Below are 16,131 nucleotides of genomic sequence, written 5' to 3' on the forward strand. Positions count from 1 at the left end.
CACACGTCCCGGGTCAGCCCACCAGCTTCTGCACCATCCTCGCGATCCGCGCGCTGAGCTTTGTATAGGGCGGCATCAGCGGGTCGAGCACGGCAAAGCGGTTTTCCAGGATCGGCTTTTCGTGGCTGAAGGCGGCAAAGCCCCAGCGCCCATGCGCCGCGCCGAGCCCCGAATTTCCGATCCCCCCGAACGGCAGGTTGAGATGCAGGAAATGCGCCAGCGTGACATTGACGCCGAGCGCCCCCGAAGTGGTGCTGGCGGTGACGCGCGCGATCAGTGCGCGGTCTCGGGCAAAGAGGTAAAGCGCCAGCGGCTTTTCGCCCGCCTCGATCCCGCGCAGAACCGCCTCAAGATCGTCATAGGCGATCACCGGCAGCACCGGGCCGAAGATCTCCTCGCGCATCAGCGCGGTTTCGCCGGGCAGGGAGGTGAGCACGGTCGGCGCCAGATAGCGCGCGCCCTCCTCCGCCGCGCCGCCCGCAATCAGAGTCGCCCCCCCTGCGAGCGCCTCGTCAAGCATCCCCTTGAGGCGGGCGAAATGGCGCGCCCCGATCAGCCGGGCATAACTTGGCGACTCCTTCGGCGCGCCGCCATACATCCGCGCGATCTCGGCGCGCAACGCGGCGGTGAGCGCGGGTTCCATCGCGCGCGGCACATAAACATGATCGGGCGCGATGCAGGTCTGCCCCGCGTTCTGGAACTTGCCCCAGGCGAGCATGCGCGCGGCCTTCTGCACATCCGCCCCGTCCCCGAGGATGACAGGCGATTTGCCTCCGAGTTCCAGTGTGACGGAGGCGAGCGTTTTCGCTGCCGCCGCCATGACCACGCGCCCCACCGCAGGCGAGCCGGTAAAGAAGATATGATCAAAGGGCTGCGCCAGAAGCTCGGTCGATGTCTCGACGCCGCCCTCGACCACCGTAACGAGGTCTTCGGGCAGCGCGGCCGCCACCAGAGAGGCAATCAGCGCCGAGGTGGCGGGGGCAAGCTCGGAGGGTTTGATCACCGCGGCATTGCCGGCCGCAATCGCCGAGACGAGGGGCCCGAGCGCGAGGCAAAACGGGTAATTCCACGGCGCGATGATCAGCACCGTGCCCTTGGGCTCGGGGCGGATCGTGCCGCGGGTGCCGAGCATCGCAAGCGTCGGCCAAACCCGGCGCGGCCGCGCCCAGCGTTTCAGATGCCGCGCGCTGTGGCGGATTTCCGACAAGACCGGGATGATCTCGGAAATCCGCACCTCGACCTCGGGCTTGGCGAGATCGGCCGCGAGCGCCGCCATGATCTCGCCCTCGCGCGCGCGGATCTCCTCGGCAAGGCGCGCGAGCACTGCGCGGCGTCTGGCAACGTCAAACTCTCTCCGGCGCGCCGCATCGCCTGCGGCGAGCCGTGCATAGGCAGCGGCGGCGCTCACGCCTGCACCACGCGCTGTTGCTGCTGGCCCAGCCCCTTGATGCCGAGCCCGATCCTGTCTCCCACTTTCAGGAACCGCGGCGGCTTCATCCCCATGCCCACGCCGGGGGGCGTGCCGGTGGTGATCACATCGCCCGGCTCAAGCGTCATGAACTGGCTCAGGTAATGCACGAGATAGGCCACACCATAGACCATCGTGGCGGTGGTGCCGGTCTGCATCGGCTCCCCGTTTACCTCCAGCCAGAGTGGCAGCGCCTGCGGGTCGGCCACCTCGTCTTTTGTCACAAGCCAGGGGCCGAGCGGGGCGAAGGTGTCGTGGCTCTTGCCCTTCACCCATTGCCCGGCGCGCTCGATCTGAAAGCCGCGCTCGGAAATGTCGTTGCAGACCATATAGCCCGCCACGTGATCCATCGCCGCTTCAAGCGGCACATATTTCGCCCGTGTGCCGATCACGAAGGCCAGCTCCACCTCCCAGTCGAGCTTTTCCGAGCCGCGCGGGCATTCAACATCGTCATCGGGGCCGCAAATCGCCGTGGTCGCCTTCATGAAAACAACCGGCTCTGGCGGCACCTGCATCCCCGCCTCTTCAGCATGATCGGCATAGTTGAGCCCGATCGCGATGAGCTTGCCCACCCGCGCGACCGGCGCCCCGAGCCGCACCCCCTCGGGCACGATCGGCAGCATCTCCGCATCGACCCAAGCGAGCCGCGACAGCCCCGCCTCCGAAAGCGCTGCCCCGTCGATGTCGCGCACCACGGCACTGAGGTCGCGCACAGTGCCATCCGAATGCACCAACCCCGGCTTCTCCTGCCCCGTCTCGCCAAACCGCACCAGTTTCATGTTTCCTCCCCGCCCCTTGGCCTCTCGGCGCCAGATTGGCGCGCCGGCGCGGGGCGGGCAAGAAAAAAGGCCCGGGAAAACCCCGGGCCCCAGTCTGCGCGCGTGAGTGGCTTTCAGGCGGCTTCCATGCCTGCGGGCGTTTTCGCCCCTGTCATATAGGCAACGGCATCGGACATCGTGTGCGTCTTCGGGTCGATCACGCAAAGGCGGCGGCCAAGGCGGTGCACGTGAATGCGGTCCGCCACCTCGAAGACATGCGGCATGTTGTGGGAAATCAGGATGATCGGGATGCCGCGGGCCTTCACATCGAGAATGAGTTCGAGAACCCGCCGGCTCTCCTTCACGCCCAGCGCGGCGGTGGGTTCATCAAGGATGATCACCTTGGAGCCAAAGGCGGCGGCGCGTGCCACGGCCACCCCCTGCCGCTGGCCCCCCGACAGGGTTTCCACCGGCTGGTCGATGTTCTGGATCGTCATCAGCCCGAGATCCGAGAGCTTTTCGCGCGCAAACGCGCGCATCGCCTCACGGTCGAGCGCGCGCAACAGCGTTCCGGCAAGGCCGGGCTTGCGGATCTCGCGCCCCATGAACATGTTGTCGACAATGGAGAGCGCGGGCGACAGCGCGAGCGTTTGATAGACGGTGGCAATGCCCGCCGCCTGCGCCTCTCGCGGCGAGGCGAAGCGCACCAGGCGGCCATCGAGAAAAATCTCCCCCGCATCGGGCTGCACCGCGCCGCAAAGCGCCTTGATCAGGGAGGTCTTGCCCGCGCCGTTGTCGCCGATCACCGCGAGGATCTCGCCCGGCATCAGCTCGAAATCAGCATGATCGAGCGCGGTCACCCGGCCATAACGCTTCACGAGGCCACGTGCGGAAAGGATCGGTTGCCCGCTCATCGTGACACCTTCCGGATCCATTGGTCGATGGCGACCGCGAGGATGATCAGCCAGCCGATCGCGAAAACCTGCCAGAGCACGTCAACATTGGCGAGGCGCAGGCCCGACTGGAACACGCCGACGATGAGCGCGCCGAACAAAGCGCCCAGGATCGAGCCGCGCCCGCCAAAGAGCGAAATCCCCCCCACCACAACAGCGGTGATGGATTGCAGGTTGCCCTCGTAGAACGACTGCGGCGAGATCGAGCCGACCCGGCCGATCGAGGCCCAGGCGGCAATGGCGCAGACAAAGCCCGAAAGCCCGTAGACGGAAAGCAACACCCGGTCGGCCTGAATGCCAGCAAGCTCCGCCGCTTCGCGGTCATCGCCCACGGCATAGACATGCCGGCCCCAGGCCGTGCGGTTGAGCAGGTACCACAGCACGAGGAAGACCGCGATCATCAGAAGCGAGCCATAGGTCACGCGCGCGCCAAAGAAGGCAAAGCCCTCACCCCAGAATTTGAGAAGTGGTGCATTGCGGTCGATATCCTGACTGCGGATCGACTGCGCGCCGGAGAGCCAAAGATTGAGTGCAAAGAAAATCGACCAGGTGCCCAGCGTGGTGATGAAGGGCGGCAGCTTCACCTTGGTGACGAAAAAGCCGTTCATCAGCCCCGCCGCAGAGCCGCCAGCGAAAGCGACGAGCAAGGCCAGCACCGTGGGCACGCCCATGAAGACGGCAAGATTTCCCGCAATCACCGACATCAGCACCATGATTGCGGCCACCGAAAGATCGATCCCCGCGGTGAGCACGATCAGCGATTGCGCCGCCGCCAGAATGCCGATGATCGAGACCTGTTGCAGGATCAGCGTCAGGTTGAAGGGCGAGAAGAACTTGCCGCCCGCGATAAGGCCGAAGACCGCAATCGCGACGACAAGCACGATCACGGGCACCAGCGTCGGATTGCCATGCAGCCCGTGCTGAAGCGCAGCGATCAGTCCCGGCGGGCGGTCCTCGAACCGCGCCAGCCGTGCATCGCTCTGCCCCAGCACCTGCTCGAAATCCTGGCCCCGCGGTTCGTTTTGAACCGAACTGCCCGCAGTCTCGCCCATGCGGCCCTCCCCCGCCCGCCTGCCGATCCAGGCTTTGTCATTTTTTTCAAAAAGGAGAGGCGGTTTCCCGCCTCTCCGGCACTCGTTACTCACACTTTACCCCCAGCACTGGTGCAGCGCTTCCTCGGAACTGATCGAGGGCAACCCCTCGACCGGAGCGTCGGTCACCAGCGTGACCCCGGTATTGACGAAATCGAGCCCCTCGGAGTTGACGGGCTTGGTGCCGTCGGCGGCATAGGCGGCAATCGCCTCGATGCCGTTTGAGGCCATCAGAAGCGGGAACTGCATCGCCGTGGCGCCGATCACGCCATCGGCGACATTCTGCACCCCCGGGCACCCGCCATCGACAGAGACGATCAGCGCCTGATGCTCCAGCCCCACCGCTTTGAGCGCTTCATAAGCCCCCGCAGCCGCGGGTTCGTTGATCGTGTAAACGAGGTTCACACCGCTGTCCTTTTGCAGCAGGTTCTCCATCGCCGTGCGCCCGCCTTCCTCGTTGCCATTCGTCACATCATGGCCGACGACGCGCGGGTCGTCCTCGTCGCCGATATCCTTCGGATCCTTGATGTCGATCCCGAAGCCCTGCAGGAAGCCCTGATCGCGCAGGTAATCGACCGAGACCTCGGAAGGGTTAAGGTCAAGCAGTGCAATCTTTGCCCCCGCGGGATCGCCCATCTTCGCTGCGGCCCATTTGCCGATCATCTCGCCAGCCATGAAGTTGTCGGTCGCAAAGGTTGCGTCCGCGGCGTCGGCCGGCTCGAAAGGGGTGTCGAGCGCGATCACAAGAATATTTGCCTCGCGCGCCTTGCCGACAACGGGCGCAAGCGCCCGGCTGTCGGACGGCGTGATCAGGATCCCCTTCGCGCCCGCCGCGATACAGCTTTCAACCGCGGCAATCTGCGTTTCCACATCGCCGTCGATCTTGCCTGCATAAGTCGAAAGCGCAATCCCCATCTCGGCGGCCTTCGCGCTCGCCCCCTCCTTCATCTTCACGAAAAAGGGGTTGGTATCGGTCTTGGTGATCAGGCAGGCGCCGACATCGGCCAGAGCCGCACCGCCAAAGGCACTCGCAAAAATCACGGAAGCGCCCATCAGGGCTGCCTTGTGCATCATAACGGTTCTCCTCCCGTCCGTTCGGGCCGTTCCTCCCAGCCCCGCACAAACTCTGGCGCGAGTCGGCGCTCCGGTCAATATATAACTCAACATGATTTATTATATCCCAAACGGCACTTTCCTGCCCATGCCGATCCGGTTAGGCTCGCTGCGGAGGAACTATCATGTCCGAGCCGCATCCCGCCTTCGATCTGATCATCTTCGACTGCGACGGCGTGCTGATCGACAGCGAGATCCTGTCGGCGCAGATGCTGATTGCCGAACTGGCCGAAGACGGCGTGGTGATCGATCTCGATTATGTGGCGCAGCATTTTTTGGGTCGGGCCTATCCGACGGTGCAGGCCCATGTCCGCACGGCATTCGGCCTTGATCTGCCCGCGGATTTCGAGGCGCGCTACCGCGCCCGGCTGATGACGGCCTTCGAAGCAGAGATGCAGGCGATGCCCGGCGTCGCCTCGGTACTCGACCGGCTGCGGCTGCACTGGTGCGTGGCGACATCCTCCTCGCGCCCCCGCGCGGAACGCTCGCTTGAAATCGCGGGGCTCCGCGCACGTGTCGGCACACGCCTCTTCACCGCGAGCCAGGTGGCGCATGGCAAACCTGCGCCCGATCTCTTTTTGCTGGCCGCGCGCGAGATGGGGGTGGCGCCCGCGCGCTGCCTCGTCATCGAAGACAGTGTCACCGGTATCCGGGCCGCGCATGCCGCGGGGATGGAGGTCTGGCGTTTCACCGGCGGCAGCCATCTCGCCGGGCGCGACCTCGCTGCCTCCGAGGCCCCCCGCGCCAGTCGCGATTTCTCGGATTTTGGAATGTTCGGCACTCTGCTTCCCGGCGCGCTTTTTCCGCATTGACAGGGTCCGGCCCTTTCTGGAAATCTGCAACCCTCGGTTGAGAAAAGAAACTATCTCCGCAGGGAGAGCCGGGAGGAGCTTCATGACCACCACGATCCGGCCCCGTTCGAGCCGGCAGGGAAGGTGTTTATGCACCCGGCGGCCGGGAGTGGTTGCCCTGCGCACCGTGACACTCGGCGCGCTGACCTGCCTCGCACTGGCCTCGGCCCCGCGCGCCGAGACGACAATCACCGTCGCCACGGTGAACAATGGCGACATGATCCGGATGCAGCACATGATCGGGGATTTTCAGGCCCGCCATCCCGACATCCGGGTGGATTGGGTGGTGCTTGAGGAAAACTTGCTGCGCCAGCGCGTCACCACCGACATCGCCACCCATGGCGGGCAGTTCGACGTGATGACGATCGGCACCTATGAAGTGCCGATCTGGGGCAGGCAGGGCTGGCTGCTGCCGCTCGAGTTCGACGCCGCCTATGACGTGGACGACCTGCTCCCGCCGATCCGCGACGGACTCACTGTCGAGGGCCAACTCTATGCCGCGCCGTTTTACGGCGAAAGCGCGATCACGCTCTACCGCCGCGATCTTCTGGCCGCGGCCGGGATAACGCTGCCCGACGCGCCCGACTGGGACGCTATCCGCGCCGCCGCCGCCGCGATCACCGACCGAACCGCCGGGATCTATGGGCTCTGCCTGCGCGGCAAGCCGGGCTGGGGAGAGAATGTCGCCCTTCTCACCGCGATGGCAAACAGCTATGGCGCGCGCTGGTTCGACATGGGCTGGCACCCGCAATTCGACACCCCCGCCTGGGCCGCCGCGCTGCGCGATTACCTTGACATGATGCGGCTCTACGGCCCGCCCGGCGCCGCCAACAACGGCTTCAACGAGACATTGACGCTGTTTGAGCAGGGCCATTGCGGGATCTGGATCGACGCGACCGTCGCGGCCTCTTTTGTCACCGACCCGACGCAGTCCAGCGTGGCGGAGCACGTGGGTTTCGCGCTCGCGCCAAACCGCCCGGGCGGGACGAAGCGTGCAAGCTGGCTCTGGGCCTGGACGCTCGCCATCCCGGCCGGAAGCCAGAAAGCCGAGGCGGCCCGCGCCTTCGTCGCCTGGGCGACCTCGAAGGAGTATCTCGCGCTCGTGGCAGAGCAAGAAGGCTGGGCGCATGCCCCGCCCGGCACGCGCCGTTCACTCTATGCGCAGCCCGAATACCATGCCCTGCCCTTTGCGGAAATCACCCTGCACGCTATCTCCGAGGCCGATCCGGTGCATCCGACGGTTGATCCCGTGCCCTATATCGGCATGCAGTTCGTGGCGATCCCTGAGTTTCAGGCGATCGGCACCGCGGTGGGACAGCAATTCGCTGCGGCTCTGGCCGGAACCCTTTCCGCTGAAGAGGCCCTTGCCGCCTCACAGCAGCTCACCCTGCGCGCCATGAAAAAGGCCGGATATATCCGCTAACCTTTCAGCCCGGAGCCCCGATGCCGCCGCCCCCAGCCTCGCGTCGCACCGCCCGCCTGATGCTTGCGCCCGCCCTGGGGATGCTGGCGGGCTGGATGCTCGTCCCGCTCGCGATGACGCTCTGGTTCTCGCTGCAGCGGTACACGCTGATCACCTCCGGCGCGCAGGGCTTCGCCGGGCTTGAGAACTATCGCTATTTCATCACCGATCCGGCCTTCGCGCCTTCGCTTGGCAACACTCTCGCCCTTGTGCTCGGGGTGCTCGCCCTCACCCTGCCCGGCGGGCTCGGGATCGCGCTTGTGCTGGCCCAGCCCTTCTGGGGCCGGGGGGTCGTCCGCGCCCTCGTGCTCGCCCCCTTCTTCATCATGCCGAGTGTCTCGGCGCTCGTGTGGAAGACCATGCTGCTGCATCCGATGTCCGGGCTTCTGGCGCATCTCGCGCGCAGCCTTGGGTTGCAACCCTTTGATTTTTTATCACAGGCACCGCTCGCAACGCTCATTGCCCTGCTCGCCTGGCAATGGGTACCCTTTGTCGCGCTGATCCTGCTCACGGCGCTGCAATCGCTCGATCCGGCACAGATCGAAGCCGCCCGGCTCGACGGCGCGGGCCCGGCTGCCCGGCTGCGCCACCTCATCTTGCCGCATCTGGGCCGCGCCATCGCCGTTGCGGTGCTGATCCAGACGATCTTCCTGCTCTCCACTTTCGCCGAGATCCTCGTCACCACGAATGGCGGCCCCGGCACCGCCTCGACCACGCTCACCTATCTCGTCTATATCCAGTCGCTTCTGCAATTCGACCCGGGCACGGGCGCCGCCGGCGGCATCCTTGCGGTGCTCCTTGCCAATGCCGTTGCAATCTTCCTGATGCGGCTGATCGGCCGCGCGCTGGAGCGCTGAGCCATGTCCTCGTTATCCCCCCTGCTGCGCAAGGCGGCCCTTACGCTCCTTGGCTGGAGCGTCGGGCTCACGCTCGCTTTCCCGATCCTCTGGACCGCGCTGGTGAGTTTTCGCTCCGAAGCGGATGCACTGGGTGCGCCTGCTGCCGTGCTCGCCGCGCCGTTCACGCTCGAAAGCTATGCTGCAATCACCGCAGGCACACGCTTTACCGCCCCCTTCGTCAATTCGGTCCTGATCGCGGGCGGCGCCACGGCGCTCGCGCTCCTCGTCGCGCTTCCCGCCGCCTGGGCGCTCGCGCTTTTCCCCGGGCCACGCACGAAAGCGCTTCTCATGACGATCCTCGGCACCCGGATGATGCCTGCGGTGGGCGTGCTTGTTCCGGTTTACCTGCTCTTCCGAGACCTTGGCCTGCTCGACAGCCGAGCGGGCCTGATTGTGGTCGTGATGTTGACGAACCTGCCGGTGGCGATCTGGATGCTCTACGGTCATCTGCGCGAGATCCCCGGCGAGATCTTCGAGGCGGCCCGGATGGACGGCGCCGGGCCGGGCGCCGAGCTTCGCCATGTGATCGCGCCGCTTGCCGCGCCCGGCATCGCGGCAACGGCGCTTTTGTGCCTGATCCTCGGCTGGAACGAGGCCTTCTGGACCCTCAATCTGAGTGCGGCGAAAGCGGCGCCCCTGAGCGCCTTCATCGCCGCACAGGCGAGCCCGGAGGGGCTCTTTCATGCCCGGCTCTGCGCTGCCGCGATGCTCGCCAGCCTGCCCGTCCTCGGGCTTGGCTGGATCGGCCAGCGCGCGCTTGTCCGCGGGCTGACCTTTGGCGCGGTGAAATAGCCCATGGCCGAGATCCTGCTGGAAGGCTTGAGCAAGCGGTTTGGCACCGAGGAGGTGCTCGCCCCCCTCGATCTGACGATCGCGGAAGGAAGCTTCGTCGTGGTGGTCGGCCCCTCGGGATGCGGGAAGACAACCCTTCTGCGCCTCATCGCCGGGCTTGAGGAGGTCTCTTCGGGGCGCGTGCTGATCGACGGGCGCGATGTCACCCATACCGCGGCCGCGGCGCGCGGGTTGGCGATGGTGTTCCAGTCCCACGCGCTCTACCCGCATATGAACGTGCGCGAGAATATCGGCTTTCCGCTGAAAATGGCGGGGCGGCCAGCGCCCGAGATCGCCGCACGGGTGCAGGCCGTGGCCAGTCAGCTCGGCCTCGGCGACTGCCTCGCGCGCAAGCCGTGCCAGCTTTCGGGGGGCGAGCGGCAACGGGTGGCGATCGGGCGCGCTCTGGTGCGCGCGCCGGCCGCGTTCCTGCTCGACGAACCGCTCTCAAGCCTCGATGCGGAACTGCGCGCGCGAATGCGGCTCGAGCTCGCACGGCTGCATCGGGCACTGCGGACGACAATGCTCCTCGTCACTCATGACCAGATCGAGGCTATGACGCTCGCCGAGCAAATCGTGGTGCTCAACGCGGGCCGGGTCGAGCAGACCGGCGCACCGCTGGCGCTCTATCATGCGCCCTGCAACCGCTTTGTCGCCGGGTTTCTCGGCAGTCCGACGATGAATTTCATCGAGGGGCCGGAGGCGGAGCGACAGGGCGCCCATGCGCTCGGCATCCGCCCCGAGCATCTGCGGGTGACCCGGGCGCAGGGGCTCTGGCCGGGCCGGGTCGATGTGATCGAGGCGCTCGGCGCCGAAAGCTTCCTGCATCTGAGCAGTGGGCAGGGACGCCTCGTCGCCCGGCTCGACGGCAGCGCCGATCTGCGCCCGGGCGAGACCGTCTGGCTGACCCCCGCCCCCGCCCATTTGCACCGTTTCGATGCCGCGGGCCGCGCCCTGCCGCAGCGCCCCGGTTGAGCCGGTCCGGAGCGGACCTCCTCCCGCGCCTCGCCCGAGGATCCGGCCTTGCGGGGGGTCCGGGGGGCGGCAAGCCCCCCGGCGGGTCGCTTCGGCCCCGCCGAAGCGAAACAGGCGCCTTCCGCCCCGCTCAGCCCTTCGGCTTCGAGGGCAGACCCTTTTCCTTGCGTGCGGCGTGTTTCTTCTTCTCGACATGCTTGGTGAGCCGCGAGGGGATCGATTTCTTGCGATCCTTGAACGGGTTCGTCCCGCCCTGATCGCGGAAATAAAGCCGGATCGGCGTGCCCGGCATGTCGAAATCCGCCCTCAGCCCGTTCACCAGATAGCGCCCGTAGCTTTCGGGGATCTGGTCGGTATGGGTGGCCTTGATCACAAACCCCGGCGGCCGCGTTTTCGCCTGCGTGATGTAGCGCAGCTTGATGCGGCGCCCGCCCGGTGCGGGCGGCGGATGTGCCTCGGTCATCGCAGTGAGCCACATGTTCAGTTTCGCCGTCGAAATACGCCGGTTCCAGACCTCATAGGCTTTCAGGATCGCGGCATGGAGCCGGTCGAGCCCCTTGCCGGTCTTGGCCGACACCGTCACGAGCGGCGCGCCCTTGAGCTGCGGCAAAAGCCGCTCGAAGCTCTCGCGCAGCTCTTTCAGCTTCTCGGTCTTCTCTTCCTCGAGATCCCATTTGTTCGCCGCCACCACGACCGCGCGGCCCTCGGTTTCGGCAAAATCGGCGATCCGCAGATCCTGCACCTCGAAGGGAATATTGACGTCGAGGAGCACCACGACCACCTCGGCAAAGCGCACCGCACGCAGCCCATCGGCCACCGAAAGCTTCTCGAGCTTGCCCGAGACCTTCGCCTTCTTGCGCATCCCGGCGGTGTCCCAGATCCGCATCGGCGTGCCCATGAAGGGGGTGCTGACCGAGATCGCATCGCGGGTGATCCCGGCCTCGGGGCCGGTGAGAAGCCGGTCTTCGCCGAGGATCTTGTTGATCAGGGTCGATTTTCCCGCATTCGGGCGGCCGATCACCGCCAGTTGCAGCGGCCGCGCCTCGGTGGGCATGCGGATTGCGCCTTCCTCTTCCGCCTCGTCTTCGGAAAGCGCCACATCCACCTCGGGCATCTGCGCGACGTTCTTTTCGGCAAAGGCATCGGCATGGGGGCGAAGCACATCGTAAAGATCGTCCATCCCCTCGCCATGCTCGGCCGAGATCCGCACCGGCTCGCCCAAGCCAAGCGCCCAGGCCTCCAGCGCACCCGCATCGCCCGCCGCGCCCTCGGCCTTGTTGGCTGCGAGGATCACATGGGCATTCTTGCGCCGCAAAATATCGGCAAAGATTTCATCGGCGGGCGTGACCCCCATGCGCGCATCAATCAGGAACAGGCAGATGTCCGCCTCCTCGACCGCGCGTTCGGTGAGCCGCCGCATCCGCCCCTGCAGGCTGTCATCCTCGACAAGTTCGAGCCCGGCGGAATCGATCACCACGAAGCGCAGATCGCCCAGCCGCGCATCCCCCTCGCGCAAATCACGGGTCACGCCGGGCGTGTCATCCACCAGCGCCAGCCTTTTGCCGACGAGCCGGTTGAAAAGGGTCGATTTGCCCACATTCGGGCGGCCCACGATGGCCAGGGTAAAGCTCATGTCACGCTCCTTGCGCGGCCGGTTGCATCCCCCGTCGCGTCGAAGCCGCCCCCTTACACGGGTTTGGCCTCAACGAAAAGCGTGGAGTTGCCCATTGCGCGAAACGACGTAAAGGGTGGATCCGGCCACGATCGGGTCGGTGGCGGCGCCCCCGGGAAGCTCCGCCTGGCCGATCAGCGCGCCGGAGCTCGGGTCGAAACAGCGCAAAAGCCCGTCCGAGGACACGACGAAGAGCCGACCGCCCGCCAGCACCGGGCCGAGGTTCACATGGATCTCGTTTTGCTTGCGGATCTTGTCGGTAACGTAATCGGGCAGATCAACGGCCCAGATTTCGGCACCATTCGCCGCATCGAGCCGCATCAGCTTGTTCTCATCCGAGATCAGGAAGACCGAGCCGCCCGCCACCTGCACCGGGCTCACCGCGCCCTCGGTCGCAGTCCAGCGCGCCACGCCGGTCACGGCGTCAAAAGCGCCGAGCCGCCCCGCCGAGGAACCCGCATAAACGGTATCGCCGATCACCACCGGATCGCCGGTGAGGTCAGAGACGATCGTATAGCCGCGCCCGAGCCGGCCGCCCGCCAGTTGCGCCCGCCAGACCGGGGCCCCCGTCGCGCGGTCAAGCGCAAGCATCTCGCCGGTGGCGAAGGGGAAGATCACGGTCTTGCCCGTGATCGCCGGTGCGGACACGCCCGACATGCCAACCTTGCCGGGCACGCCACCAATCTGCCAGACCACCTTGCCGTCCGCCGCCTCGACCGCCCAGGCGGAGCCGTCGCGCGCCAGCACATAGACGACGCCCTCGTAAACCGTTGGCGCGCCGCCGATCCCGGCGTCGAAATCCTGCCGCCAGAGGATCTGCCCCGACGCGGCATCCAGAGCGATCAGCTCGGCAAAACCGGAAGTGGCGAAGACCTTGCCATCGGCCACGGCGAGACCCGAGCCGGTGGCATCATCGTCACGGTCGCCCGGGGCGGCGATGTCGGCGGCCCAGAGCGTTGCCCCGTTGGTGCCGGTCGCGGTCAGGCGCGACTGGCTGTCGAGAGTGAAGATCCGCCCGCCTGCCGCCACCGGAGCGGCCGCGATGCGGTAGCGGCGCGATTGGCCCGCCCCGATCGGCGCCGACCAGACCGGCGTCAGCCCCTGCCCGAGCGCGGCATTGACGATGCCATGGCTCGGCCCGCCCGCGCGCTGCGGCCAGTCGGCATTCGTCACCACGCCGGGCAACGCAAGCGCGCGCGGCCCCTCGATCGCCGAGGCAGGGTCGGAAGCGGCGTCCGCAAGCAAGGCGCGCGGATCGAGCCGCTCGCCTTCCAGATGCACATCCTTTTCGCAGCCCGCCAGCGCTATCGCCACGCCCAGAACGGCCAGTCCCGCAATCCGCTTCACGGCTGTCTCCCTGCCTTCATCTCTTCGCGGCCTCGGCCGCCCTGCCCCGTCCGGAACGTCACGCCGCCGCCGGATCACCGCCGAGCGCCACAATCAACTCTGTCGCGCGCTGTTGCAAGCCCGAGGTGACGCCGCTTTCGCCGAGAATCTCGCGCGCCTTGGCGATCGCCCCGGCGCTGTCGCCCGCCGCCTGCAGCGCGAGCGCCTGCTGTTCCATTGCCAGAAGCCGGAACGGCTGGCCCGGGGTCGCCAGAGCGTCTAGCTCGGCGGCACGCTCCTCAGGCGTCATCAGATCGCCCGCGACAAGCACCGCCTTGAGCCTTGCGAGCGCGCGCAGGCTCCCGGGCAGCGTGGCGTCGGCCGCAACCGCGCGCAGATCCTCAAGCGCAAGCTCGGTCTTCCCGTCCTCAGCCGCCTGCGCCGCGAGGAGCAGTTTCAGAAAGCCCTGTTGCGGCCCCACCGCGGCCAGATCCGCCATCGTCTCGGCGGGATTGTCGCTCTGCATCGCGGCCAGGATCGCATCGCCGAACCCCTCCGCCTCGGCCGCCGCCCGTGCCCTTTGCCATTCATAGAACGCCGAGCCGCCGACAAGCCCGAAGATCGCCAGAACACCGATCCAGCCATATTTGCGAAACAGCCCCCAGAGCCGGTCGCGGCGCACTTCCTCGGTGACTTCGTCAATGAAACTGTCGCTGTCGTGCACGCTCAAGGCTCCTTGATCTTTGGCCCTATCTATACGCAAGGGCGGCGCCTTGCCAAGGCCGGGAAACGCCGTCCCCGTCACGACCGGCTCCCGAATGAAGGACGAGGAAAGCGGGCGCCGCCTCCGCGCGGCGCAGCCTCATTCCGCCGCTTCGGACCCCGAAGCCGCGTGTTCCTCGGCCTCTTCCTCGGCCTTCTGGGCCGCCCACATCGCCGCATAGCGCCCGCCGCGGGCGAGCAGCGCCTCGTGACTGCCTTCCTCGACGATCACGCCCTTTTCGAGCACCACGATCCGGTCGGCATCGGCGATAGTGGAAAGCCGGTGCGCGATCACGATCACCGTGCGCCCTTCGCCCATCGCATCGAGGCTTTCCTGAATGTCGCGCTCGGTCTGCGTGTCGAGCGCCGAGGTGGCCTCATCCAGAAGCAGGATCGGCGGGTTCTTCAAAAGCGTGCGCGCAATGCCGACGCGCTGCTTCTCGCCGCCCGAGAGCTTCAGGCCGCGCTCGCCCACCTGCGTGTCATACCCCTCGGGCAGGCTCATCACGAACTCATGGATCTTCGCCGCTTGCGCCGCAGTCTCGATCTCGGCCTGGCTCGCGTCAGAGCGCCCATAGGCGATGTTGTAACGGATCGTGTCGTTGAAAAGGACCGTATCTTGCGGCACCACGCCAATCGCCTCGTGCAGGCTCTCTTGCGTCACCTTGCGAATGTCCTGCCCGTCGATGGTGATGCGCCCGCCCGTCACCTCGTAGAAGCGGAACATCAGCCGCCCGATGGTCGACTTGCCCGAGCCAGAGGGACCGACCAGCGCCACCTTCTGCCCCGCCGCCACATCGAGCGACACAGCATGCAGGATCGGCCGCTCCGGGCTATAGGCGAAATCGACCGCCTCGAAGCGCAGCGCGCCGCCCGTCACCACCAGCGGTTTCGCGTCGGGATCATCGGTGATCTCGGCAGGCTGGTGCAGCAGATCGAACATCTCGCCCATATCGACAAGCGCCTGCCGGATCTCACGGTAGACCGTGCCAAGGAAGCCAAGCGGCATGGTGATCTGGATCATATAGGCCTGCACCATGACGAAATCGCCCACGGTGAGCGTGCCCGCCTGCACCTCAAGCGCGGCCATCACCATCACCGCGACAAGTCCCGCGGTGATGATCAGCGTCTGGCCCGCATTGAGCGCGGCAAGGCTCTGGCCGGTTTTCACCGCCGCCTGTTCGTAATGCGCCATCGAGGCATCATAGCGTGCTGCCTCGCGCTTCTCGGCGCTGAAATATTTCACCGTCTCGAAGTTCAGAAGGCTGTCGATCGCCTTCTGGTTCGCGGCGCTGTCGGCATCGTTCATCTTGCGGCGGATCGCCACCCGCCATTCGGTGATGCGGAAGGTAAAGGTGACATAGGTCCAGATCGTGCCCACCACCACGAGCGCATAGCGCCAGTCGAACAGGAAGGCGAAGATCAGCGTGACCAGCGTCAGCTCGAGGATCAGCGGCCCGACCGAAAAGAGCATGAAGCGCAAAAGGAAATCGACGCCCTTCACGCCGCGCTCGACAATACGCGAGAGCCCGCCCGTCTTGCGGGTGATGTGATAGCGCAGCGACAGCGCGTGGATATGCTGGAAGGTCTCAAGCGCAAGCTGGCGCAGCGCGCGTTGCGCCACGCGCACAAAGACCGCGTCGCGCAATTCGCCAAAACCCACCGACATCAACCGCGCAAGCCCATAGGCAACCGTCAGCGCCACCGCGCCAAAGCCTAAAAGCCAGGCCTCGCTGCGCCCCTCGCCCGCCAGCCCGTCGACCGCCGCCTTGTAAAGGAAGGGCGTGCCGACCGAGATCAGCTTTGCCGCAACGAGAAAGGCCATCGCGATCAACACGCGCTGCTTCACCCAAGGGTGGTCCGCGGGCCAGAGATAGGGGGCAACCGCGCGGATCGTGCGCCAGCCGCGCGCACGCTCGGAAGGGTCCATCTTGCCGGACTGGGTGATCTGAGAGGGCGGCATGGCCCCT

Annotated in this window: 14 protein-coding genes; 5 read left to right on the plus strand and 9 right to left on the minus strand. The window is 66.4% G+C overall.

Features of this window, described 5'->3' with window-relative positions; all coding sequences use genetic code 11:
* Positions 1–13 precede the first annotated feature (13 nt).
* The 5 genes from CRO22_RS05135 to CRO22_RS05155 form a co-directional block, all read right to left on the minus strand.
* The gene (locus CRO22_RS05135) at positions 14–1,408 is read right to left on the minus strand and encodes an aldehyde dehydrogenase family protein (RefSeq protein WP_097069052.1); all 1,395 of its coding nucleotides are present in this window, start codon (positions 1,406–1,408) and stop codon (positions 14–16) included.
* Positions 1,405–2,247 carry a fumarylacetoacetate hydrolase family protein gene (locus CRO22_RS05140; protein ID WP_097069053.1) on the minus strand — a complete coding sequence of 281 codons (843 nt, stop codon included), beginning with the start codon at positions 2,245–2,247 and terminating at the stop codon, positions 1,405–1,407. The genes CRO22_RS05135 and CRO22_RS05140 overlap by 4 nt, the downstream gene beginning before the upstream one ends.
* 113 nt (positions 2,248–2,360) lie before the next feature.
* Positions 2,361–3,140, minus strand: coding sequence for an ATP-binding cassette domain-containing protein (locus CRO22_RS05145; RefSeq protein WP_097069054.1), 780 nt, complete (start codon positions 3,138–3,140; stop codon positions 2,361–2,363).
* On the minus strand, positions 3,137–4,231 hold the full coding sequence (locus CRO22_RS05150; protein WP_097069055.1) for an ABC transporter permease: 1,095 nt from the start codon (positions 4,229–4,231) through the stop codon (positions 3,137–3,139). The genes CRO22_RS05145 and CRO22_RS05150 overlap by 4 nt, the downstream gene beginning before the upstream one ends.
* Positions 4,232–4,327: 96 nt before the next feature.
* The gene (locus CRO22_RS05155; RefSeq protein WP_394341479.1) at positions 4,328–5,344 is read right to left on the minus strand and encodes a substrate-binding domain-containing protein; all 1,017 of its coding nucleotides are present in this window, start codon (positions 5,342–5,344) and stop codon (positions 4,328–4,330) included.
* A 164-nt stretch (positions 5,345–5,508) separates the two neighbouring features.
* On the opposite strand from CRO22_RS05155, the gene CRO22_RS05160 reads away from it, so the two are divergent.
* From CRO22_RS05160 to CRO22_RS05180, 5 genes are all read left to right on the plus strand, one after another.
* Positions 5,509–6,195, plus strand: coding sequence for an HAD family hydrolase (locus CRO22_RS05160; protein ID WP_097069056.1), 687 nt, complete (start codon positions 5,509–5,511; stop codon positions 6,193–6,195).
* 148 nt (positions 6,196–6,343) lie between these two features.
* Positions 6,344–7,657: an ABC transporter substrate-binding protein gene (locus tag CRO22_RS05165; RefSeq protein WP_394341483.1), complete on the plus strand. Its 1,314-nt coding sequence runs from the start codon at positions 6,344–6,346 to the stop codon at positions 7,655–7,657.
* Positions 7,658–7,677: 20 nt separating this feature from the next.
* Positions 7,678–8,553 carry a carbohydrate ABC transporter permease gene (locus CRO22_RS05170; protein WP_097069058.1) on the plus strand — a complete coding sequence of 292 codons (876 nt, stop codon included), beginning with the start codon at positions 7,678–7,680 and terminating at the stop codon, positions 8,551–8,553.
* Between the two features lie 3 nt (positions 8,554–8,556).
* Entirely contained in the window at positions 8,557–9,387 is an 831-nt protein-coding gene (locus tag CRO22_RS05175) for a carbohydrate ABC transporter permease (protein WP_097069059.1), read from the plus strand.
* A gap of 3 nt (positions 9,388–9,390) precedes the next feature.
* Positions 9,391–10,401, plus strand: coding sequence for an ABC transporter ATP-binding protein (locus CRO22_RS05180; RefSeq protein ID WP_097069060.1), 1,011 nt, complete (start codon positions 9,391–9,393; stop codon positions 10,399–10,401).
* A gap of 130 nt (positions 10,402–10,531) precedes the next feature.
* On the opposite strand, the gene der is transcribed toward CRO22_RS05180, so the two are convergent.
* The 4 genes from der to CRO22_RS05200 all read right to left on the minus strand — a co-directional run bounded on the left by der (position 10,532) and on the right by CRO22_RS05200 (position 16,124).
* A complete protein-coding gene (der, locus tag CRO22_RS05185) occupies positions 10,532–12,034 on the minus strand; it encodes a ribosome biogenesis GTPase Der (protein WP_097069061.1) in 1,503 nt (500 codons plus the stop codon).
* Positions 12,035–12,103: 69 nt separating this feature from the next.
* Positions 12,104–13,420, minus strand: coding sequence for a PQQ-like beta-propeller repeat protein (locus tag CRO22_RS05190; protein ID WP_097069062.1), 1,317 nt, complete (start codon positions 13,418–13,420; stop codon positions 12,104–12,106).
* Positions 13,421–13,478: 58 nt separating this feature from the next.
* Entirely contained in the window at positions 13,479–14,123 is a 645-nt protein-coding gene (locus tag CRO22_RS05195; RefSeq protein WP_097069063.1) for a hypothetical protein, read from the minus strand.
* A gap of 138 nt (positions 14,124–14,261) precedes the next feature.
* Positions 14,262–16,124: an ABCB family ABC transporter ATP-binding protein/permease gene (locus tag CRO22_RS05200; RefSeq protein ID WP_097069064.1), complete on the minus strand. Its 1,863-nt coding sequence runs from the start codon at positions 16,122–16,124 to the stop codon at positions 14,262–14,264.
* Positions 16,125–16,131 lie beyond the last annotated feature (7 nt).

Source organism: Rhodobacter maris, assembly GCF_900217815.1.
Taxonomy (GTDB): Bacteria; Pseudomonadota; Alphaproteobacteria; order Rhodobacterales; family Rhodobacteraceae; genus Rhodobacter; species Rhodobacter maris.